The sequence below is a fragment of the Flavobacterium sp. Arc3 genome (genome assembly GCF_041431375.1).
Lineage (GTDB): Bacteria > Bacteroidota > Bacteroidia > Flavobacteriales > Flavobacteriaceae > Flavobacterium.
In genome coordinates this window covers 158,866-181,179 of the sequence record NZ_JASMRI010000006.1, presented here as the reverse complement: position 1 = coordinate 181,179, position 22,314 = coordinate 158,866, and the positions used below count along the sequence as shown (strand labels likewise).

The window sequence follows — 22,314 nt, the reverse complement described above, 5'->3', positions numbered from 1 at the left end:
TTTAGACAGCCTTTTCTACTTTTACATAGTCACTATTATTTTATTTCAATAATGCTAACGGCATAACCTCCGCCTGGCGCACTCAATTGAGATAGTTTAGACTTGCTTGTCACAACTACTTTACGAATAACGTAGGCTTGAGGGTTTGTTTTGTAATGCGCATCTTTTGCATCGGCATAGATAGTCGCAGTGTATTTTTTTCCTTTCTCCAAGAAATCAAATTTGATATTTGAAGTACGAGGTGTTTCACCATTTACATTCCCTACAAACCAGTTGTTAGTTCCTTTAGCTTTACGGGCTACAGTAATGTATTGTCCTGGTTCTGCTTCAAGGTATTTGCTTTCTGTCCAGTCGATGGCTACATCTTTAATGAACTGAAAAGCATCCAAAAAGCGATTGTAATTTTCAGGTAAATCGGCTGCCATTTGTAACGGACTGTACATAGTAACATACAAAGCCAATTGATTTGCAATTGTGCTATTTACATGCGAATGATTGTCAGGATTCAATTTGCTCAAATCCATTTCGAAAATACCTGGCGTATAATCCATTGGACCACCAATTAAACGTGTAAAAGGCAATAAAGTAACATGGTTGGGTTTAGAACCACCAAAAGACTGGTACTCTGTTCCTCTAGCCGATTCGTTCCCAATTAAGTTGGGATACGTTCTGCTTATCCCTGTAGGACGAACAGCCTCATGTGCATTTACCATAATTTTATATTCTGCTGCTTTTTCTAACGCATATTGATAATGGTTTACCACCCATTGGTTGTAATGATTTTCCCCTTGCGGCAAAATATTCCCTACATAACCACTTTTTACAGCATCATATCCATTGTCTTTCATGAATTGGTAGGCTGTGTCTAAATGGCGCTCGTAGTTGCGAACAGATCCTGAAGTCTCATGATGCATAATCATTTTTACTCCTTTAGATTTTGCATACGCTTGGATTCCTTTTACATCAAAGTCTGGATAAGGAGTTACAAAGTCAAAAACATAATCTTTAGAATGACCAAACCAATCTTCCCATCCTTCATTCCATCCTTCAACTAAAACACCACCAAAACCATTTGCAGAAGCAAAATCAATATATTTCTTGACATTTGCAGTATTCGCTCCATGTGTACCGTTCGGTTTTGCTTTAGTGTAATCAGTTACGCCCAGTTCTACAGAAGGGTAGTCATTAGTATACGACCAAGAACTTTTACCAGTAATCATTTCCCACCAAACACCAACGTATTTAACTGGTTTAATCCAAGAGGTATCTTCAATTTTACAAGGGTCATTTAAGTTCAATGTCATTTTAGAAGCCAAAATATCTCGGGCATCATCGCTAACCATAATGGTACGCCATGGAGAGGTGTTAGGTGCTTGCATGTATCCTTTGTCTCCTATCGCATCTGGCGTTAACCAAGATTCGAAAATCATGTTTTTATCATCTAAATTCAAGTGCATACAAGAATAGTTAATTAATGCAGCTTCGTGAAGGTTGATGTATAATCCATCTGCCGTTTTCATCATTAATGAAGTTTGCACCCCTGTAGTTGAAAACGAAGTTTGAGAAACATTAGCAGTCTTTGCTTTTTCGCTTAAACCTCTAATTTCAGATAATTTAGAAGTGGTGAAATCGTATTCCTGCGTGTCGTAATCTCCAGGAATCCAAAATGCGGTATGATCTCCTGCCATCGCAAATTGCGTTCTTTCTTCTTTAATTACAAAATAAGTAAGGTTCTTTTGAGTCGGAAATTCATAACGGAAACCTAGACCTTCGTCGAATAAACGAAAACGAATTACGATTTGTCTGTCAGTTCCTTTTTGGTTTAAAGTAACGGCAAGTTCGTTATAATGATTGCGAATTTGGGCTACTTCGCCCCAAACTGGTTTCCAGTTTTCGTCAAATGTGGCCGTTTTTGTATCTACTATTACGAAGTCATTCAGTAATGATTTTTCGTCGTTTTTTAGTTCTAAACCTAATTTACTGGTTTTTATAACCTCTTTGTTTTTGTATTTTAAAGCGTATGTAGGAGTTCCGTCGTTTTGTAACGAAAATTCCATTGTCAAGGCTTCATTTGGGGATTTTAATTGTTGTGCATGGGCACCACTAAATAAGGCAAGCCAGATAAAGGAAGTGAAAAATAAATGTTTCATTTTTTTGGAATAAATTAATGATTACTATTTGTTGGGTCGTACTATGCTGTTCTTATGTAAGTTCGATATCGTAAATATATGCCCTTTATACCTCGAATGTTTTTGTGATTTTTAAAAAGTAGATTAGGGAATGTTTTAAGAACTACAAGTTGCTAATAATCAAGTTTTTGTATATATTTTGTAATAAAAAAAAGTAGTGGGTTTTTAATCAAAAAAGGGAACAGTAAGACTGGTTTGACAACCAAACGTACTTGTAGCGTGTCGATTTCTTTATTTAATTCCCGTTCCTATTCGCATGACATTAGCCTCGAATTCCTCACGCAGACCTGCTGCTTTGTTTTTGATTTGGGAACGATAATTATAAATTGTGGAAACAGAATAGCGAAGGAAAACAGCAATTTTAGCGCTATCCTTAATACCTAAACGGATCAGTGCTATTATTCTTAGTTCGGTATTCAAAAGCTCTCCGTCTTTCAGTTGGGTTAGATCTGTGTCAACAAGTAAAGCTTCAAATTCGTTGATGAAGTCAGGAAAGAGTAATAAAAAGGTTTTGTCAAAATTCGTGTAAAACTCTTTTAATTCAGATTCAATAAACTGTTTTGATTTGATTGCGCTGATGAGGTTGTTCATTTTACCTGCGGTTGCCATCACATTCAGTTTTCGACGGTAACCTTCTAATTTCCCAATATAATCTGAACATTGATCCATGTATTTGCCAATGTAAATCTCTTTTACAAGATTAGCTTCTGTTAATGTACTGTTTGTCTCTTTTAGTTTTAAATTAATGGCTTGTAAGGCAACATTTAGTTCTAGCAATTGAGAATTTGCTTCGTTCAGCTCTTTTTGTGCAGTCTTTAATTTTTTCATTTGCTTGAAAAGTAGAATCAGTACAACTAACAAGATTACAGTTAGTAAACTCATACTAACTAGAAATAAAACGAGTTGTTTTTGGTTCTTTTGATTCTGGTGTTCATAAGCTTCACTGATGATGGGCATCATTTTAGAAATCTCGTAGGTTCTCAAACGAGCATTGCAAAAGAGCGCGTCTTCCAGTGAACGTTGTATGTATTTGTAGGCTCTGTCTATGTCGCCTTCTTCGTATAATAAAAAGGCCAGATTGCGAAGTGAAATATTTTCTTTTTTGGCCAACTTTAAATCAGAAATTGCAGAAATGGCCAACCATTTTTTCTCCGCTCCTCTATCTTTTTTTTGATGATAGGCATAAGAAATAATGTAAGCAAAGACCGCCCGATCAGGATCAGAAAGAGAAATACTTGGAAAAACACTAAGGAGTTGTTGCAACGATTGGTCCTCTTTACCTTTTTTTATTAAAAGCTCTGCTTGAATAATAAGGTGTTGTCGCGCTTGTTTGGGAAAATACTGCAGAGAAGAATCACGGTATTTTTGTGTTAAGGCAGCATATTTTTCTTTTTCATAAGTGGAAGTAGCATAATCGTACATGTAGCCATAGAGAACCCTATTAACAACGTAATAAGAACCCTTTAATTCTGGAGAACGATTACCTGGATTTTTTGCAAGAATATCGGTTGCCTCTTTGTACATTCCTAAAGTACCCATTATGGATGCGAGATTTAGTGCGGCTTGATCACTTCTTTTGGAATCGTCTAGGCGAATTGCGATTTGCATACTTTTTCGAGCAAAAACCAAAGCGGAATCCGATTTATATACTCTGTATTCTTCGTATAGTTGGTCATAAACCTCCTGTTTTTGAAGTTCGCTCAAAGCAGGTTTTAAAAGTTGCTTAAGGGAGTCAATGGTATGCTCTTTTTGATTTGAATAGAACTGATGATTCTCGATTGTCTGATCCAATTCCCGCAGCAAAGACGCTGAATTCTCTTGAGCCAAAAGCAAAGCCGGCAAAAAGAGAACAAAGAAAAATGGCAAAAATCGATTCATTAAAAGGGAATTTAGATTGGGTAAAATTAACTAAAAATACAAAGGAATTCACGATTCCTAGGGCTAAATAAATAGTGGTGTTCTTAGTTATAATCAAAGGGAACACGAGTTTTTAAACGATTAGCAAACATTGTAAAATGCAATTATTAGTTTTAAACCTATAAATACTATCAATTTTCACGGCTTTCGCTTTTTATAAAGACATATATTCCATAAGTATCGCGCAAATCATTAAATTTGTAGCTTATACAAAGATATGTTAGAAAAAGAAGTAATAAATTTCGAAAAAACAGCCATTGTTGGGATTGTAACTCAAAATCAAAGTGAAGAGAAGCTTAATGAATATCTTGACGAATTAGAGTTTCTAACCTTTACGGCAGGTGGACAAGTGGTCAAACGTTTTTCACAAAAAATGGAACGACCAAATCCTAAAACATTTGTAGGAACTGGAAAAATAGAAGAGATTCATCAGTATGTAAAAGAGAATGAAATTTCAACATTGATTTTTGATGATGAATTGACTCCTTCGCAACAAAAAAATATTTCTAAAGTAATAGAGGAATGCAAAATTCTCGACAGGACACACCTTATCCTGGATATATTTGCGCAAAGAGCAGAGACTTCTTATGCCAGAACTCAAGTAGAATTGGCGCAATGCCAATACCTTCTACCTAGGCTTTCTGGAATGTGGACTCACTTAGAGCGTCAAAAAGGGGGAATTGGAATGCGTGGGCCTGGTGAAACAGAAATTGAAACAGACAGACGTATTGTCCGTGATAGAATTGCCTTATTGAAAGATAAAATCAAAGCGATTGACAAACAAATGGGCACACAACGCGGTAATCGCGGTGCTATGGTTCGTGTGGCATTAGTGGGATATACCAATGTAGGAAAATCAACTTTGATGAATGCCATTGGGAAAAGTGATGTTTTTGTCGAAAACAAGCTTTTTGCCACTTTGGACACCACAGTTCGAAAAGTAGTTATTAAGAACTTGCCTTTCCTGCTTTCTGATACGGTAGGTTTCATTCGAAAATTACCTACACAACTAGTAGATTCTTTCAAGAGTACGCTGGATGAGGTTCGTGAGGCCGATCTATTGTTGCATGTCGTTGATATTTCACATCCTGAATTTGAAGATCATATTGCATCGGTGAATCAAACGTTGATGGATATCAAAGCAAACGACAAACCGGTAATTATGGTTTTCAATAAGATTGATGCCTACAAGCATTTGACGATTGATGACGATGACTTAATGACGGAGAAAACACCAAGACACAATACTCTAGAAGAGTGGAAATCTACTTGGATGAGTCGCGTAGGAGATGAGAATGCGTTGTTCATTTCGGCAACAAACAAAGAAAATTTCGAGGAATTAAGAGAACGTCTTTATGAAACAGTAAGACAAATTCACATTACGCGTTTTCCTTACAATAAGTTTTTATATCCTGATTATAAAGATGCCATCGAGAAAGAAGACAAAGAAGATCAAGAAGAGGAAACAATAGAGTAGTTCCCAACTCCCTTAAAATATATAGTACCCCAATCCCTTTTGATATTTCATTAGGGATTTTTTTTTTGGGCATGCCCCAGCCTCCACTGCGTTGCAGCTGCGTCAGGATATCTGCAGCGCTGCATCATAGCTTATTTCATACTTAAACCCAATAATAAATGCTAAAAAAGTATTTTTAGGGCTTACAAACAGCTATTTATTGCAGATTTAGTAAAAGCAGGTATAAATACCTGCTTGTTATTGTTAATAAAACGTTAACTTGCTAAAATAATTTTAATTAACAAAGTTTTTTTACTTTCTCCGCCAGTCATTTGGGTTGATTTTATCTTAGCTCATAAATAAATCGATTCCATATGAAGCAAAAACTACTTTTTATAAGTGCCTTATTTTTAGTATTGGTCAGTCAACTTTCGCAAGCCCAAAACAGCTCCAATGATTATTTGGTAAGAGCCACGACGGGAACTTCGGGATCTTCAGAAAATGTAACGGCAAACAACAAGCAATATGTTGTACAGCAAAGTATAGGACAAGCGAGTGTAATAGGGACATTTTATAGCAATGAGTACACCGTGCGCCAGGGTTTTATACAGCCCGATGTATTGGCAAAAATTATAGATTTAGGCATTCCATTAAACTTGGAAGCCATTGTTTATCCAAATCCATTTGTAGAAGGTGTCACCATATCCTTTACAGAACAAATTAACGGCAAAGTAGAAGTGGCTGTTTTTGATCTGTTGGGACGACAGGTATTTTCAAAAAGCTATGCGGCCAATCAAGAGCTAAAGGTTCAGTTTAGCGACCTTCCTGTTACGGGTTATATTTTAAAGGTCACTGCCAACAACAAACAATTCATAAAAAACATACTTAAAAAGTAAGCCGCAACCCAGGATTTATTTATCCATTGATTCTTTTTACTCAAAAAACAACAACTAAAAAAACGCATCAAAACAACATGAAAAAAATTACTTTAGTACTGCTGCTAATCGCAGCAACAAACTTTGCCGTGGCACAACAGCTGTATGTAGAAGGCGGAAAATCATTAACGTCATTCGATTACAAAAACGCACAAGGCAATAGCCTTGACAATCTACAAGCTACCACACACAGTTTTATGTCCATAGGGTACACAGAGCAATTGTTCACAAAAAACCTGAAGCTATCATTGGGCGCAAATTATGCGGGTTATGGCGCGATAGGGAGCGATGATGTTGTAGGGAACTTTATGGAATGGGATGTAAACTATGCAGGATTAAATGCAGGGCTGGATTATAAGTTGTTTAACATTAAAAAAGCAAGTGTTTTTGTAAAAGCAGGGATGTCAGCCGCATTTTTTGTTCAGGGCAGCCAAACACTTAACAATAGTGTGATTGACTTAAAAAACAATGATGACTTTAATTCCACTTTAATAACCATGCAAATAGGGGCAGGTTTCTCACATCCCATTTCAGAAAACCTTTCTTTTTATGTGCAATACTTGTATGGAAAAAGCTCAGATATGGCTTCAGGGAATGCAGAATTAAGAATTGAGAGTAACAATATAGGCTTTGGACTGCTAATTGACATTTCCAAGAAACAGTAAACTGCAAAATAAGAATACGATACAAATTAGAATAAAAAAAACGATTATGAAAAGACTACTACTCTTATTGCTCTTATTAATGACGGCATTCCAAGGTTTTTCACAAACCAAAGGAATCAGTTACCAGGCGGTTATATTAAATCCAAAAGCGCAGGAAATACCAGGAGCAAATGCACAAAATAATATATTGGCCAACACCTCTGTTTCGATAGAATTTACTGTTGTAAATGCATCAGGCACTGAAGAATACAAAGAAAAGCATACTACAAAAACGGACAGATATGGTATGATCAACCTTTTGATAGGAACCGGAACACAAACAAGTAATACTGATTTTGCGGCTATTGTTTGGAACGGTAGTACAAAGAAATTAAAAGTGGGGATTGATTTTACAGGGGGCAGTAATTTCAGCCCTTTAAGTGAGCAAAACTTGACCTATATGCCACAGCCACCAACGGTAGAAGTGACTATTGAAATGACAAAAAATTCGGTAGCTATTGCTGCAGAAAAGGCAAGAGCATTACAAGCTGAACAATTTAATGCTACTGGTATTACAACATTGAAAACGGAACAAAGCACTCAGAATACTGCCATTGCATTAAATACAGCAAAAGCTGGGATTACACCATCTCAGGCAACAACCATTAGCAATACAAGCGGAATAAACACAGGCGACCAGGATATTTCAGGGATTGCCATAAATGCAGCTGGTATTACAACATTAAAAACGGAGCAAAGCACTCAGAATACTGCTATTGCATTGAATACTGCTAAAGCTGGAATTACACCAGCGCAAGCAATTGATATCGCTACAAATAATGCAAAAGTATCCTATCCGGGCGACCAAGATATTTCAGGGATTGCAATAAATGCAGCTGGTATTACAACATTAAAGACGGAACAAAGCACTCAGAATACTGCCATTGCATTAAATACAGCAAAAGCTGGGATTACACCATCTCAGGCAACAATCATTAGCAATACAAGCGGCATAAACACAGGCGATCAGGATATTTCAGGGATTGCCATAAATGCAGCTGGTATTACAACATTAAAAACGGAGCAAAGCACTCAGAATACTGCTATTGCATTGAATACTGCTAAAGCTGGAATTACACCAGCTCAAGCAATTGATATCGCTACAAATAATGCAAAAATATCCTATCCGGGCGACCAAGATATTTCAGGGATTGCCATAAATGCAGCTGGTATTACAACATTAAAGACGGAACAAAGCACTCAGAATACTGCCATTGCATTAAATACAGCAAAAGCTGGGATTACACCATCTCAGGCAACAACCATTAGCAATACAAGCGGAATAAACACAGGCGACCAGGATATTTCAGGTATTGCGACCAGTTCAACAGCAATTGCGGCAGAAACCTCGCGTGCAATAACTGCAGAAAAGGCTAATGCAGATGCAATTGCAACAAAAGTCGATAAAGAAGTAGGTAAAGGATTAACTACCAACGATTACACGACAGTTGAAAAAACAAAAATCGCCGCAATAGTAGGTGTTAACACAGGCGACGATGCAGTAAATACTAAATATAGCAGTTTAGTAACTAATGCAACACATACAGGTGATGCTACAGGAGCTACAGCTCTTACAGTGGTTGCAATAAATGGCACTTCTTTAGCTAGTTTAACAACCGGAATTTTAAAAAACACGACAACAACAGGAGTTCCTTCTATTGCAATCGCAATTGATTTTCCAACACTCAACCAAAATACAACAGGTACTGCTGACAATGTAAGTGGTACAGTTGCCATTGCAAACGGAGGTACAGGAGCAACTACAAAAGCAACAGCTTTTGATGCCTTAAGCCCAATGAATGCAACAGGGGATATTGTTTATGGTGGAACAAATGGAGCTGGCACAGTCTTACCAAAAGGAACAGCTAATCAGGTGCTAACTATGAATGCTGGCACAACTGCTCCTGAATGGACTACTCCCGCAACAGGCCAGACCTCAGGCACAACAGCAGGCGATATGCAATACTGGAACGGTACAGCATGGGTAATAGTAGCAACTACTGTAAATGAAGGGGCTGCACTGCAAATGATAAGCGGAGTTCCAACGTGGGTTGGTGGAACACCTCCGACAGTTCCTGATGCACCAATTATAGGAACAGCTATTGGAGGAAATGGTCAGGCAAGTGTAACATATACTGCTCCAGCAAGGAATGGTGGTTCAATAATAACTGAATATACGGCAACTTCATCACCAGGTAATATTAGTGGTACCTTGACACAGGCAGGAAGTGGTACAATAAACGTTATGGGGCTTACCAATGGGACCACATATACATTCACGGTGACAGCTACCAATACCGCTGGTGATAGTTCATCAAGTGCATTTACCAATTCAGTAATGCCTTCACCACCTCTGACAGTTCCTGAAGCACCAATAATAGGAGTTATCGACCTAATTGGAACAAGTGCATTTGTAAGATATTCTGTCCCGACATTTGATGGTGGTTCACCAATAGTCTATTATACAGTTTACTATGATGATAGCCGAAGGCAGCAATCTGTGATTTCAACACAGTTAGAAGATGCTGGAATTGCGATATATCGTCTTTCTGTTGGTTACAGATATGAATGCACAGTAACAGCAACGAATGCAATTGGAGAGAGTGAACACTCAAGTTCTAGTGATTTTTATGTAAGTGAAGCTTATGATCAAATGACTGCTGAGGAAATAAGCCAATTGTTTGCCCAACAAAAGACTAGGTAATTTACGTGAAGGTATAGTATTCATGAATGCCATCAATAATAAAAATAATCCAATGAAAAAATACTATACCTTTATCGTAACCCCCCTGGTGCTCCTCTGCGACGAGTACCTGCTTAAATTGAAAGATAAGTCGTAGCGTTTGCAACGCGGATAATAAAAAGCCCTTTTGATGAATTTCAAAAGGGCTTTACAGTATGCTTATTTTTGTTGGTTTCTAGAAACCGTAATTCACACCAACTCCAAAAGCCACTTCGTCGCAGCGGATTGCTTCTATCCCTCAAGTGTCCTCAGTTTAATTTGTATGCTAGTTTCCTCTATCAGCAATCATTAATCAATATTATTTTTTGCCACACATAGGTAAAGCAGTAAAGGTCTTAAAAGGTTTTTGGGCTAAGTTGAGGTATTTGAGGTTGTTGTTAAATTTAGTAACAGTTAAATTTGTGTGAATGGACAAACAAAACTACTTTTGATAGTATCAAATGATGCTATCAATGAAACCACCGTATGAGATTACACCAAATATTTTAAAACTGATAAGTGCTATTTCTGAGAAATTAGGGGAAGTTAATGCAAACTTTTTAAACAGACAATCTCCACAACTTAGAAAGCAAAATAGAATAAAAACAATTCATTCTTCTTTGCAAATTGAGGGTAATACGTTAACAGAAGAACAGATTACTGCATTAATTGAAAACAAAAGAGTTATCGGTCCTGAAAAAGATGTTTTGGAGGTTTTGAATGCAATTAAAGTGTATGAAAGACTAGAAGAATTTAGCTTTTCATCTGATAAGAGTTTTTTGAAAGCACATTCGGAATTGATGTCAGGTTTAATAGAAAACGCAGGGAAATATAGAAGAAAAGGAGTAGGAATAGTTAAAGGAACTAAAGTCGAGCATGTTGCTCCGCCTTATGAAAATGTTCCTTATTTAATGAATGACTTATTTGAATATCTTAAGAATTCAGATGAATTGGTTCTTATAAAAAGCTGTGTCTTTCATTATGAAATGGAGTTTATTCATCCATTTCTAGATGGAAATGGTAGGATGGGTAGATTATGGCAAACTTTAATTTTAATGTCAGAATACCCAGTATTCGAGTTTTTACCTTTTGAAACACTAATTAGTAAAACTCAGAGTGAATATTACAAGTCATTGGCTATGAGTGACAAATCAGGAAAATCAACTTTTTTTATTGAGTACATGCTTGGGGTGATTAATGAATCGCTGAGTTCTTTACTCTCTTATAATAACAGAGTTTTAAAAGATATTGATAGATTAGACTATTTTTTAAATCTTGGTTTAAACGAATTCACAAGAAAGGATTATATGAATATTTTTAAAGATTTGTCATCGGCAACAGCAAGTAGAGACTTAAAAAAAGGGATGCAACTAAATTTATTTAAAAGTGAAGGCAGTCTTAATAAAACTAAATATATTGTAAATAAAAACTAGGGTTCGCAATGCTGGATTATTAAAAATAGAATCTTTATGAGATTGCTTCGGCAGTTCGCTATCGCTAGTATCCCATCTGGTGCTCGTTTGCGACGAGTATCTACTTAAATTTAATGATAAAACGTAGCGTTTGCAACGCGGATAATAAAAAGCCCTCTTGATGAATTTCAAAAGCCCTTTTGAATACGCTTTATATTGCTAGTTTCTAGAAACCATAATTTACACCTATTCCAAAAACTTCACTTACCTGAATGGCTTTTATTGAGTTGTTATCGTTTATTATTCTCAACGCCACGTTTGTAAAATATACTTGGTGGTTTTTATGGCGAACTTCAGCCCATTAAAAAGAATAGTAGGCATTGGAAATAATGGTTATAGACTTAGGATTTGTTATATCTTATCTTAAATCAAGTGTTTGAAATCTTATAGTTGGTAACTTTGTGTTCAATTAATTTTAGTTTATAAATTACAGAAACCAGCCAATTATATGTCAAACATAGTAAAGCCAAGAATACTTATTACAGGAGCTACCGGTCAGGTTGGTGGCAAAACAATCGACTTTCTTTTATCAAATACTTCCATAGAAATTGTAGCCGCTGTAAGAACAGCTAAAAAAGCAGTTCCCTTTACCAATAAAGGAATCGAGACAGTTATTCTAGATTTTGATGATGAAAGTACACATATCCCCGCTTTTAGAAACATTGATCGGGTCTTTATTATTACTGGATATACCGTAGACATGCTCCGCCAAAGTAAAGCACTATTGGATAATGCCAAAAAAGCAGGAGTCAAACACATAGTACATCTTTGTGCTTGTGGTCCAGACGACACCACTATTGGGCATTGGGCGTGGCACCAGTTTGTGGAACGTTATATAGAATGGTCCGGTTTTTCTTTTACTCATTTGCGACCTCAAGATTTTATGCAGAATCTACTGAGTTATGGTGGCAAAAAAGTAATAGCAGATGGTGTACTTCATCATTATGTTTCGGATGCCAGACTGAGTTGGGTTGATGTGGATAATGTAGCGGAAGTGGCTGCTCTCACTTTAGCGTTTCCGGAATTGCATGCTGGCAAAACGTATAGACTTGGCTATGATGCTAAAAATTTTAGTGAGATAGCTGCTCTGATGACTTCCATTATTGGCAAGCCTTTTCGTTATAACCCGCTCTCCCCCGATGTGTTTCTTCAGTCAATGATTGATTCAGGTGCAGAAATGGCGTACATGGGATGTGTATATGACCATTGGAAACGGTATGCTGCAGGGACTATTCCTGGTGCTGATAGTACATTTGAAAATTTTCATGAAATCACAGGTAAACAGCCTACAAAATGGATCGATTTTATCGAGAAACATAAAACAGAATTAGAGTATTAAAATCCTGATATGGAAGTTAATCATTCTCTCTGGTTCTCGTTTGCGAGAAGGACCTATTTAGTTTAATAAGATTAGTTCGGCATCCTAGCTAACAAAAACAAGAATTTGCTACTTCCTCCGCAACAGTGAATCTGCAAATCAAAAGCCCTTTTGAAATTTTCAAAAGGGCTTTTGATTACGTTTTTTATTGGTGGTTTCTAGAAACCGTAATTAACCCCTATTCCAAAGACTTCTTTTACTTGTACCGCTTGCACGGAATTGTCATCGTATATAGTTTGCAAAGCGACATTTGCGGATAGGTATTTGTTGATTTTCATTACCACATTCATTTGGTAATCGATATCCACATTTTGTGGATTGTCCAAATAATTAGAATATAAATTCAGACGATTCTCTATAGAAACGTTCGCCATTATAACGAACTTGTAGTAAGCTGCAATGCTGGCTCCAAATTCAAATCGAGAGTTGTCTCCTTGTAAAACACCAAATGACGGGCCAAATTCTGTATAGTGATTGTGTACCAAGATCAGTTTTGAGGTCGCCGGAGAAAAATTCACACTCAGGTTATTGCTTTTTTTCCAAAGCATACCAGGTCCTAATTGGAAATAAGCCGGAGAGAAAAAATGGGAGATATTCACATCGTTTTTATCATAACCAGTGTCCATCTGCGTTTTAAAATTGAAAAACATAGAATAGTACCAGTCGCCTTTTGCTTTTTTACCCCAAATGGAATTCAGCTCTAAACGGTCATCTGTTTTAGCAGTTTTGTCATCGCCCTTAATTTTAGTTAAACCATAAGCAAGGATGAATTTATTATCCCAAACAACGTCTCCTTTTTTATAGTTGAAGTCGTAGTTTATGCCAAAATTCCCTGCTATGTTTGAAGTTCCACCACCGAGCCATTGTTTGTTGTAGGCTGACTGGTTAAAAAGCAGAGAGAGGTTTCCTTTTTTTGTCCAAACCTTAGTGGTATCTTTTGGAACTTCTTGAGCGCTTCCAACAAGTACAGTTAGAATAAAAACAATGGAAAGTAGTGATTTTTTCATGTTTCGGTGTTTTTAATTGATCCTATTTTTTTGCTTTATATAAGGGAACGGCAGAGCAAGCTTCACCATACATAATGCTGCGGGCGAAGGGTTGCAAATTCTGTGCGGCCAAAACATAGGCACGCATAGGCACTGGTTTTTGTGAACAGCCTTTTATAATAATTGATTTATTAGCATACGCTGAATAGTCAATTTTAGCTAGTAGCTCTTCATATAAAGCGGCATTTAAATCGTCAATGTTTCCATTTGTTATTTTCTTGGCATAGGGGGCAAGTTGAATCGTCACTAAGATGGAAGCCCATGCGGGAACAATGGCGTCCGTACTGCAATTGACAGCTACAAACTGATCCTGATACTGCGTCCAATCATGATTTTTAAGGTGTTCCCTAAAATCCTTTTCTTTCAATAGAAATCCTTCCAAGAGCCATTGTGAAATGTCAACCTGGGATCGAATGCCTTTTGGGTAGTAATCCTCTAAATCGAATACTTCCAGCGCACTATTTGCTACTTTATTAATTATCTCTTCCATGTTCTTAGTTTAAAGGTAAGAAAAAGTTAAGGGTTTAAAGTTAGATTGACAACTTTAAACCCTTAAATTCTAAACTCATTTTTAAAGCATTCCTAGTTCTAATTTTGCTTCTTCGCTCATTAAGTCTTTGCTCCAAGGTGGGTCAAAAGTAATTTCTACTTCGGCATCCTTTACATGCTCAATTGATTTTACTTTTTCTTCAACTTCTCTCGGTAAACTTTCCGCAACGGGACAGTTAGGAGAGGTTAGTGTCATTAGGATTTTTACTTCGTAATCAGTATTTACCATTACGTCATAAATCAATCCTAATTCATAAATATCTACAGGAATCTCCGGGTCATAAATTGTTTTTAACTTTTTTACGATCGCTTCTCCTAATTCGTTTGTGTCTATATCTTGTTCCATTTTTATTTTAGTTATATTTTAGTTTTTGAACCATATAAGCTTCTTAATCTAGTTTGCTTATATGACTTATATGTTAAAATTATTTTTGTGAGTTGAATGCCAAAGCATACATTTTTATATTCTTGATCATTGACACTAATCCGTTAGCACGTGTTGGTGATAAATGTTCTTTCAATCCTATTTCGTCGATAAAATCCATATCGGATTCGAGAATGTCTGTGGCAGTTTGATTTGAAAAAGTACGGATCAATATGGCAATAATTCCTTTTGTCAAAATCGCATCACTGTCGGCGGTGAAGACTACCTTGTCATCATTTTTCTCACCCTGCAACCACACTTTCGACTGGCATCCTTTTATCAAATTACTTTCTGTCTTGAATTCTTCTTTGATTAATGGAAGCTTTTTTCCTAATTCGATTATGTATTCATATCGCTCCATCCAGTCGTCAAACATGGAGAATTCGTCTACTATTTCGTCTTGTATCTCTTTAATTTTCATCGTTTTGTTTTGCAAATGAATTTATTTTATTTACGAACTTTTCAATCTCATTTGGTGGAAAACCATGGTCAAAACTAGTTGTTTCATAGGTTTTATCTTGAAATTTGATTTTAAAATTTGCAATTGCCGCACCGTCATAAAAACGTTTTTCGGTAGGTGCCTTAAGTTTTGATAAGCTATCTAGTTCTATTTTACTGAATAAGTCTACTAGCTCTTCCCAATCATTGTCTGCAATCTTTGTAGCCACGGCTTTGTCGAGTCCACGTCTGTCTATGGAAATGGTGACCATTTGATTTTGAACCGTTATTTTTTGGTAAAATCCTCTTGAATTTGCAGTGTACTCAATAACTGCAGATTCTAGATTTTGCTTGTTTTGAACTTCACAGCTCTTTCCAAGAAAAATAGTCAATAATAGTAAAGATAGTATTCTCATTGTTTATAAACTTAAGATAACATTAGTGTTGCTCTTTTTACCGCTTCAACCATAACGTCAATTTCTTCTTTTGTATTGTAAAAAGAGAATGAAGCTCGTATTGTCCCCGGAATATTAAAATAAGTCATAATCGGTTGCGCGCAATGATGCCCAGTTCTAACCGCTATTCCTAATTTGTCAATTATGGTACCAATATCGTATGGATGAATGCCTTCAATATTAAACGAAATTACGGAAGTTTTTTCTTTTGAGGTACCAAAAATTTTCAAACCTTCAATTTCTAATAAACGTTTTGTTCCGTATTCCAATAATTCTAACTCTTGTTTTTGAATATTTTCAAAACCAACCCCATTCATGTAATCGATCGCAGTTCCTAAAACTATTCCGCCAGCAATATTTGGTGTTCCTGCTTCAAATTTATGGGGTAGTTCAGCATAAGTTGTTTTTTCGAAAGTTACCTCTTTGATCATTTCGCCACCACCTTGATAAGGAGGTAGTTTATTTAACCAATCTTCTTTTCCGTATAAAATTCCTATTCCCGTTGGGCCGCATATTTTATGTCCAGAAAAAACATAGAAATCACAATCTAATTCTTGTACATCAGGCTTTAAATGGGGTACGGCTTGTGCTCCATCAATTAAAATAGCAGCGCCAACGGCATGTGCTTTATCAATCATGTACTTGATAGGGTTGATTGTCCCTAGTGCATTTGATATATGATTTGTCGTGACAATTTTAGTTTTTTCAGATAGTAATTTATCGTACTCGGCCATGATCAATTCCCCTTTTTCATTCATAGGGATGACTTTTAGGATAGCGCCTGTTTTCTCGCACAACATTTGCCAAGGCACGATATTACTGTGGTGTTCCAATGCTGAAACTAATACTTCGTCACCGGGTTTTAAAATAGCAGCAAATCCGTTAGCTACTAAATTGATTCCGAAAGTAGTTCCTGAAGTAAATAGTACTTCATGAGAAAACTTGGCGTTAATATGATTTTGAATTTTACCACGTGAAATTTCGTAAGCATCGGTGGCTAGTTGACTCAAAGTATGTACGCCGCGATGGATATTGGCATTAATTTCCTGATAGTATTTTGAAATGGCATCAATCACTATTTGTGGTTTCTGCGATGTGGCTCCGTTGTCGAAATAAACTAAAGGCTTTCCGTTTACTTGTTGTGAAAGTATCGGAAAATCGGCTCTTATTTTTTGAATGTCTAGCATAATTATTTAGAAAAGTTCTAAATACAAAAGTACTAAAATCCTAATTGTTTTCGCTGCTAATTCACTGTTTTTTATGTTTGTTTCTTATGCTTTGATAGAAATATACTATTGAATTAATGATGAAAAATTTTACTAAATTGCAGTAAAATAGTATCAAATGAAAAAATTCTTTAAACTCGTTGGTTTTGCCTCTTTTATCGGGATTCTTTATTATGGATTTATAACCTATCCCAAATTAGATTTGATTTCGGGCTTTTCAGCCAAAAGTATTGCTTCGGGACATTTTATAGATCATCGTTCTATGGAAATGATTGAAAAAGGAGACAACGATATTAAGATGATTGATTTGGCTACAAACACAATTGACGAAAACGGACAATTTGCAACCGCTTCTGTTTATGGTTTGAAAGAGAGAAAAGCAATTTACCGCGAAGGTTTAGGTGCAACATTAATAGATGCTGATTTTGACATAAGCGCGCCATACGAGGTTCCCAAAAGAACCAAGTTAGTTTCTGACAAGCTTTTTCCCTACGGAAATCAGGAGGCGAAAGATACGGTTTTCAGTTCAGTGGATTATGCTAAGCTGAATGCGGCTGTAAGCAATGCTTTTGACTCGACAGGTAAAAAAGACAAAAGAACGCGCTCTGTTATTGTAATACACAAAGACCGAATTATTGCAGAGAAATACGATACGGGTTTCGATAAAGACAGTAAGATTCTGGGTTGGTCGATGACCAAAAGTATTACGGCTACTATTTTTGGGATACTTGAAAAACAGGGAAAATACGATATCTACAAACCAGCTCCGATTGTGGAATGGCAGAAAGACAAACGCAAAAATATTACTACAAACGACTTGCTTCATATGAATTCAGGATTGGAATGGGAGGAGAATTACAGCACGATTTGTGATGCAACTAAAATGCTATTTCAAGCGGAGAACATGGGAAGGGTACAACTCGAAAAACCATCCGTGTTTGAACCCAATACACATTGGAATTATTCCTCAGGAACAACAAACTTGCTATCTTATATTTTGAGAAATCAGTTTAAGACCCATCAAGAATATTTAGATTTTTGGTATTCGGCGTTGATTGATAAAATAGGAATGAAATCGATGGTGGTTGAAACGGATATGGCAGGAAATTTTGTAGGATCATCCTATTCTTGGGCTACTACGAGAGATTGGTCAAAATTTGGTTTGTTGTACTTGCACAAAGGAAACTGGAATGGTGAGCAGTTGTTTGATGCTGGTTGGGCTGAATATGTGGCAGGACCAACCAAAGGATCAAAAGGAGATTATGGAGCCCACTTTTGGTTAAATGCTGGTGGGAAATTTCCAGATGTGCCTAGAGATATGTTTTATTGCAGCGGTTTTCAAGGACAGATGGTAGCGATTATCCCGTCAATGGATTTGGTTATCGTGCGCATGGGCTTAAAAGAGAATCCAGAGTTTGATTTTAATGGGTTTTTGAGAGGAGTGATTGGGAGTTTGAAGAGGTAAACAAAATGTAAAGATGTAAAAGCACGTTTTTATAGCCCCGATAGTAATGGAAATCCTTTTTGAGGTTTTTCACCGAAAAAAGATTGAAATGAAAAGCGGGAATAGCTCCCAAAAAACAGAAGAGTTTATAACAAATGTAAAAAGGCAAAGGGCGCAAAGTTCATTAAAAACTCTGCGCCCTTTGCGTAAAACTTAGCGTCCCGATAGCTATCGGGATTGCGGTTATAAATTATTACAAATCAAATCCAATTTTAACACCTAATTTGGTGGCGATAATTTTAGTGATTCTTTGTTTTAATTCTGGTATTTTGATGCTTTCGATAACGGCATTCGAGAATGCGTACATTAATAAAGCTTTGGCTTCTTTTTGTGGAATTCCACGTTGACGCATGTAGAACATAGCTGTTTCATCTAGTTGCCCGATGGTACAACCGTGTGAACATTTTACATCATCAGCAAAAATCTCTAATTGTGGTTTAGCGTTTATTGTTGCTTTATCACTCAATAGGATATTATTGTTTTTTTGGAATGCGTTTGTTTTTTGAGCTTCTTTCTCTACGTAGATTTTCCCGTTGAAAACACCGGTCGAACGGTCAGAAAAGATTCCTTTGTAATCTTGGTGGCTTTCACAATTTGGAGTAGCATGTTGTACCAATGTGTAATGGTCTACGTGCTGTTTTTCTCCAATAATCGTAATTCCGTTTAAGTAACTTACTATTCTTTCTCCAAAATGGTAGAAGTTCAAGTTGTTTCTAGTTAGGTTTCCACCAAAAGAAAAAGTATTAACCGCAACACTACTTTCTTGTTTTTGCGACACGTAAGTATTGTCAATCAAGTTAGCGGTTAGGTTGTCATTTTGAATTTTATAGAAATCCACTATGGCGCGTTTTTGAGCAAAAATCTCAGTAACCGAATTGGTTAATACTGGATTTTCAGTCAAACTCTGGTGACGCTCAATAATTTGAACATGTGAATTTTCACCTACAATCACCAAGTTTCGTGGTTGCACCATAAGCGCAGACTCATTTCCCGTAGAGAAATACATGATTTCAATAGGTTTGTCAGCGACTTTGCTTTTTGGAATATTGATGTAAGCTCCTTCAGTAGCAAAAGCCGTATTCAATGAAGTTAAACTTTCTTCTTTGTTAGCAATTTGATTATAGTAGTTGTCAATAATCATTTTGTATTTTGGTTTATTCAATGCCGAAGACATTAAGCAAACATCGATTCCTTCGTGGGTTGTAGACGATAAGTACGAACTGAAAATACCATCAATAAATACTACTTTATAAGTATCTACTTCATGTAAAAAATATTTTTTTACATCAGAATATTGAATACTGTTTTCTTTTTTAGGGAAAACGGTAAAGTCGTTTTTTAAGAGAGCATTTAGCGAAGTATATTTCCAAGCTTCATCTTTCTTTGTTGGGAACCCTTTATTTTCAAAGTTTTTCATAGCCGAAGTTCTTACATCGTGAAGTTCAGTGTGAACATCGATGCGCTCTTCGAAAGCCATAAAAGACGAGATTAATTTTTCTTTCAAATCCATTTTTTTTATTGTTTAAAGTTTAAGGTTTAAAAATTTAAAGTTAGCTCGCGGCAACTTTAAACTTTAAACTTCAAACAAAATTTTATGCTTCTTGTTCTTGTTTGATCCAGTCGTATCCTCTTTCTTCTAGCTCTAAAGCTAAAGAAGCGTCTCCAGATTTTACAATTTTACCGTTAAGTAAAACATGAACGAAATCAGGAACAATATAATCTAATAAACGTTGGTAGTGCGTAATTACTACAATTGCGTTTTTGTCGCTTTTTAATTTATTAACTCCGTTAGCTACGATACGTAACGCATCGATATCTAATCCAGAATCAGTTTCATCAAGGATAGCTAATTTTGGCTCTAACATTGCCATTTGGAAAATCTCGTTACGTTTTTTCTCTCCACCTGAAAATCCTTCGTTAAGAGAACGAGACAAAAATTTTCTGTCAATTTCTAATAATTCTGATTTTTCACGAATCACTTTTAGCATTTCGTTAGCAGGCATTTCTTCGTGTCCGTTTGCTTTACGAGTCTCGTTGATTGCTGTTCTGATAAAATTCGTTACTGAAACTCCGGGAATCTCTACTGGATATTGAAACGAAAGAAACACTCCTTTGTGTGCTCTTTCTTCTGGAGCTAATTCACTAAGGTCTTCTCCTTCTAAAGTGATTTCTCCTTCGGTTACCTCGTAGTTTTCATTTCCTGCAATGATTGACGCAAGCGTACTTTTTCCAGCACCGTTTGGCCCCATTATGGCATGAATTTCTCCTGCTTTTACTTCAAGATTAATTCCTTTTAATATTTCTTTGTCACCTATTGAGGCGTGTAAATTTTTTATGCTTAACATTCGTTTTTTATTTTAAACCATTAAGGTATTAAGATTCATTTAGTTCTCTTTTGCAGCAGGAAAATTATCCTACCGAACCTTCAAGAGATATTTCCAATAATTTTTGTGCTTCCACAGCAAACTCCATTGGTAACTTGTTTAGTACATCTTTACTGAAACCATTCACGATTAAAGCAATTGCCTTCTCAGTTGGGATTCCACGTTGGTTGCAATAGAAAACTTGGTCTTCGCCAATTTTACTTGTTGTAGCCTCATGTTCAATTTTTGCTGATGGATTTTTGCTTTCGATATAAGGGAAAGTATGCGCTCCACAGTTGTTACCCATTAATAACGAATCACATTGTGAAAAGTTTCTGGCGTTATCAGCATTTGGCGAAATACGAACTAAGCCTCTATAACTGTTTTGTGATTGTCCCGCTGAAATTCCTTTAGAAATAATAGTCGATTTAGTATTTTTACCTAAATGGATCATTTTTGTTCCCGTATCTGCTTGTTGAAAATTATTGGTAACAGCAATCGAATAAAACTCTCCTACTGAATTGTCTCCTTTTAATATAACAGATGGATATTTCCAAGTTACGGCAGAACCAGTTTCTACTTGTGTCCAGGAGATTTTTGCATTCTTCTCGCAGATTCCTCTTTTAGTCACAAAATTGAAAACTCCACCTTTACCTTCTTTGTTTCCAGGATACCAGTTTTGTACTGTAGAATATTTAATTTCTGCATCGTCCATAGCAACTAATTCTACTACGGCAGCGTGCAATTGATTTTCATCACGACTCGGTGCAGTACAACCTTCAAGGTAACTTACATAACTACCTTCATCGGCAATTAGTAATGTTCTTTCAAATTGGCCTGTTCCAGCTTGATTTATTCTAAAGTAGGTTGAAAGTTCCATTGGGCAACGAACGCCTTTAGGAATATAGCAGAATGAACCGTCAGAGAATACAGCTGAATTCAATGCTGCGTAAAAATTATCTTTTTGTGGAACAACAGTTCCTAGATATTTACGAACTAATTCAGGATGTTCTTTAATGGCTTCAGAAATACTCATGAAGATTATTCCTTTCTCTCCTAATGTTTTCTTGAATGTTGTAGCGACTGAAACAGAGTCAACCACAATATCCATAGCCACATTATTCATCATCTTTTGCTCATCGACAGAGATACCTAACTTTTTATACATTTCTAAAAGTTCCGGATCTACATCATCTAATGTTTTATTAGGATCTACCGCTTTTGGCGCAGAATAATAAGAAATAGCCTGAAAATCTGGTTTTGTATAATGTACGTTAGCCCACTCTGGTTCGATCATTTCCTGCCAAGCACGAAAAGCCTCAAGACGCCATTCAGTCATCCATTCTGGTTCTTCTTTTCTAAGCGAGATAGCGCGAACGATATCTTCATTTAAGCCAATAGGAAATGTGTCCGATTCTAATTCGGTGTAAAATCCGTACTCATATTCTTTAGTTTCGAGTTCGAGTTTTAAATCGTCTTCTGTGTATTTTGACATTTTTTCTTCTAATTAGAACCATTTAGGAATTAAGTTGATTT

General features: G+C 36.3%; 18 protein-coding genes. 7 read left to right on the top strand and 11 right to left on the bottom strand.

Annotated elements, in window-relative coordinates; translation table 11 throughout:
• Positions 1 to 35 precede the first annotated feature (35 nt).
• Positions 36 to 2,150: a glycoside hydrolase family 97 protein gene (locus QO200_RS06245; RefSeq protein ID WP_371537772.1), complete on the bottom strand. Its 2,115-nt coding sequence runs from the start codon at positions 2,148 to 2,150 to the stop codon at positions 36 to 38.
• 270 nt (positions 2,151 to 2,420) lie between these two features.
• Entirely contained in the window at positions 2,421 to 4,067 is a 1,647-nt protein-coding gene (locus tag QO200_RS06240; protein ID WP_371537769.1) for a DUF6377 domain-containing protein, read from the bottom strand.
• A 256-nt stretch (positions 4,068 to 4,323) separates the two neighbouring features.
• Between QO200_RS06240 and hflX the strand changes: the two genes are divergently transcribed.
• The 6 genes from hflX to QO200_RS06210 all read left to right on the top strand — a co-directional run bounded on the left by hflX (position 4,324) and on the right by QO200_RS06210 (position 12,734).
• A complete protein-coding gene (hflX, locus tag QO200_RS06235) occupies positions 4,324 to 5,583 on the top strand; it encodes a GTPase HflX (protein WP_371537766.1) in 1,260 nt (419 codons plus the stop codon).
• Between the two features lie 353 nt (positions 5,584 to 5,936).
• Positions 5,937 to 6,458 (top strand): T9SS type A sorting domain-containing protein, encoded by a 522-nt coding sequence (locus QO200_RS06230; protein WP_371537762.1) that lies wholly within the window; start codon positions 5,937 to 5,939, stop codon positions 6,456 to 6,458.
• A gap of 77 nt (positions 6,459 to 6,535) precedes the next feature.
• Positions 6,536 to 7,162: an outer membrane protein gene (locus QO200_RS06225; RefSeq protein WP_371537759.1), complete on the top strand. Its 627-nt coding sequence runs from the start codon at positions 6,536 to 6,538 to the stop codon at positions 7,160 to 7,162.
• A gap of 46 nt (positions 7,163 to 7,208) precedes the next feature.
• The gene (locus QO200_RS06220) at positions 7,209 to 9,905 is read left to right on the top strand and encodes a fibronectin type III domain-containing protein (protein ID WP_371537757.1); all 2,697 of its coding nucleotides are present in this window, start codon (positions 7,209 to 7,211) and stop codon (positions 9,903 to 9,905) included.
• Between the two features lie 491 nt (positions 9,906 to 10,396).
• Positions 10,397 to 11,356 carry a Fic family protein gene (locus QO200_RS06215; RefSeq protein ID WP_371537755.1) on the top strand — a complete coding sequence of 320 codons (960 nt, stop codon included), beginning with the start codon at positions 10,397 to 10,399 and terminating at the stop codon, positions 11,354 to 11,356.
• Positions 11,357 to 11,843: 487 nt separating this feature from the next.
• Positions 11,844 to 12,734 carry an SDR family oxidoreductase gene (locus QO200_RS06210; RefSeq protein WP_371537753.1) on the top strand — a complete coding sequence of 297 codons (891 nt, stop codon included), beginning with the start codon at positions 11,844 to 11,846 and terminating at the stop codon, positions 12,732 to 12,734.
• 197 nt (positions 12,735 to 12,931) lie between these two features.
• On the opposite strand, the gene QO200_RS06205 is transcribed toward QO200_RS06210, so the two are convergent.
• From QO200_RS06205 to QO200_RS06180, 6 genes are all read right to left on the bottom strand, one after another.
• A complete protein-coding gene (locus tag QO200_RS06205; protein WP_371537750.1) occupies positions 12,932 to 13,780 on the bottom strand; it encodes a DUF3078 domain-containing protein in 849 nt (282 codons plus the stop codon).
• Positions 13,781 to 13,802: 22 nt separating this feature from the next.
• Complete coding sequence (locus QO200_RS06200; RefSeq protein WP_371537747.1) at positions 13,803 to 14,309, bottom strand: DUF2480 family protein; 507 nt, start codon at positions 14,307 to 14,309, stop codon at positions 13,803 to 13,805.
• A gap of 81 nt (positions 14,310 to 14,390) precedes the next feature.
• The gene (locus QO200_RS06195) at positions 14,391 to 14,714 is read right to left on the bottom strand and encodes an SUF system Fe-S cluster assembly protein (protein ID WP_339919201.1); all 324 of its coding nucleotides are present in this window, start codon (positions 14,712 to 14,714) and stop codon (positions 14,391 to 14,393) included.
• A 79-nt stretch (positions 14,715 to 14,793) separates the two neighbouring features.
• Positions 14,794 to 15,213 carry a SufE family protein gene (locus QO200_RS06190; RefSeq protein WP_371537744.1) on the bottom strand — a complete coding sequence of 140 codons (420 nt, stop codon included), beginning with the start codon at positions 15,211 to 15,213 and terminating at the stop codon, positions 14,794 to 14,796.
• Positions 15,203 to 15,646: a hypothetical protein gene (locus QO200_RS06185; protein ID WP_371537741.1), complete on the bottom strand. Its 444-nt coding sequence runs from the start codon at positions 15,644 to 15,646 to the stop codon at positions 15,203 to 15,205. The genes QO200_RS06190 and QO200_RS06185 overlap by 11 nt, the downstream gene beginning before the upstream one ends.
• A gap of 11 nt (positions 15,647 to 15,657) precedes the next feature.
• Positions 15,658 to 16,872, bottom strand: a complete 1,215-nt coding sequence (locus tag QO200_RS06180) for an aminotransferase class V-fold PLP-dependent enzyme (RefSeq protein WP_371537737.1) — start codon at positions 16,870 to 16,872, stop codon at positions 15,658 to 15,660.
• Between the two features lie 157 nt (positions 16,873 to 17,029).
• Between QO200_RS06180 and QO200_RS06175 the strand changes: the two genes are divergently transcribed.
• A complete protein-coding gene (locus tag QO200_RS06175) occupies positions 17,030 to 18,376 on the top strand; it encodes a serine hydrolase domain-containing protein (protein ID WP_371537734.1) in 1,347 nt (448 codons plus the stop codon).
• 232 nt (positions 18,377 to 18,608) lie between these two features.
• Here QO200_RS06175 and sufD read toward each other — a convergent pair whose 3' ends face one another.
• From sufD to sufB, 3 genes are all read right to left on the bottom strand, one after another.
• Positions 18,609 to 19,925, bottom strand: coding sequence for a Fe-S cluster assembly protein SufD (gene sufD, locus QO200_RS06170; RefSeq protein ID WP_371537731.1), 1,317 nt, complete (start codon positions 19,923 to 19,925; stop codon positions 18,609 to 18,611).
• Positions 19,926 to 20,007: 82 nt separating this feature from the next.
• Positions 20,008 to 20,760: a Fe-S cluster assembly ATPase SufC gene (gene sufC, locus QO200_RS06165; protein WP_371537728.1), complete on the bottom strand. Its 753-nt coding sequence runs from the start codon at positions 20,758 to 20,760 to the stop codon at positions 20,008 to 20,010.
• A gap of 64 nt (positions 20,761 to 20,824) precedes the next feature.
• Positions 20,825 to 22,273 (bottom strand): Fe-S cluster assembly protein SufB, encoded by a 1,449-nt coding sequence (gene sufB, locus QO200_RS06160; RefSeq protein ID WP_371537726.1) that lies wholly within the window; start codon positions 22,271 to 22,273, stop codon positions 20,825 to 20,827.
• Positions 22,274 to 22,314 lie beyond the last annotated feature (41 nt).

Excerpts from the sequence above, each read along its gene's own strand:
- QO200_RS06245 (WP_371537772.1), bottom strand. The coding sequence starts at position 2,150 with ATGAAACATTTATTTTTCACTTCCTTTATCTGGCTTGCCTTATTTAGT.
- QO200_RS06240 (WP_371537769.1), bottom strand. The coding sequence starts at position 4,067 with ATGAATCGATTTTTGCCATTTTTCTTTGTTCTCTTTTTGCCGGCTTTG.
- hflX (WP_371537766.1), top strand. The coding sequence starts at position 4,324 with ATGTTAGAAAAAGAAGTAATAAATTTCGAAAAAACAGCCATTGTTGGG.
- QO200_RS06230 (WP_371537762.1), top strand. The coding sequence starts at position 5,937 with ATGAAGCAAAAACTACTTTTTATAAGTGCCTTATTTTTAGTATTGGTC.
- QO200_RS06225 (WP_371537759.1), top strand. The coding sequence starts at position 6,536 with ATGAAAAAAATTACTTTAGTACTGCTGCTAATCGCAGCAACAAACTTT.
- QO200_RS06220 (WP_371537757.1), top strand. The coding sequence starts at position 7,209 with ATGAAAAGACTACTACTCTTATTGCTCTTATTAATGACGGCATTCCAA.
- QO200_RS06215 (WP_371537755.1), top strand. The coding sequence starts at position 10,397 with ATGAAACCACCGTATGAGATTACACCAAATATTTTAAAACTGATAAGT.
- QO200_RS06210 (WP_371537753.1), top strand. The coding sequence starts at position 11,844 with ATGTCAAACATAGTAAAGCCAAGAATACTTATTACAGGAGCTACCGGT.
- QO200_RS06205 (WP_371537750.1), bottom strand. The coding sequence starts at position 13,780 with ATGAAAAAATCACTACTTTCCATTGTTTTTATTCTAACTGTACTTGTT.
- QO200_RS06200 (WP_371537747.1), bottom strand. The coding sequence starts at position 14,309 with ATGGAAGAGATAATTAATAAAGTAGCAAATAGTGCGCTGGAAGTATTC.
- QO200_RS06195 (WP_339919201.1), bottom strand. The coding sequence starts at position 14,714 with ATGGAACAAGATATAGACACAAACGAATTAGGAGAAGCGATCGTAAAA.
- QO200_RS06190 (WP_371537744.1), bottom strand. The coding sequence starts at position 15,213 with ATGAAAATTAAAGAGATACAAGACGAAATAGTAGACGAATTCTCCATG.
- QO200_RS06185 (WP_371537741.1), bottom strand. The coding sequence starts at position 15,646 with ATGAGAATACTATCTTTACTATTATTGACTATTTTTCTTGGAAAGAGC.
- QO200_RS06180 (WP_371537737.1), bottom strand. The coding sequence starts at position 16,872 with ATGCTAGACATTCAAAAAATAAGAGCCGATTTTCCGATACTTTCACAA.
- QO200_RS06175 (WP_371537734.1), top strand. The coding sequence starts at position 17,030 with ATGAAAAAATTCTTTAAACTCGTTGGTTTTGCCTCTTTTATCGGGATT.
- sufD (WP_371537731.1), bottom strand. The coding sequence starts at position 19,925 with ATGGATTTGAAAGAAAAATTAATCTCGTCTTTTATGGCTTTCGAAGAG.
- sufC (WP_371537728.1), bottom strand. The coding sequence starts at position 20,760 with ATGTTAAGCATAAAAAATTTACACGCCTCAATAGGTGACAAAGAAATA.
- sufB (WP_371537726.1), bottom strand. The coding sequence starts at position 22,273 with ATGTCAAAATACACAGAAGACGATTTAAAACTCGAACTCGAAACTAAA.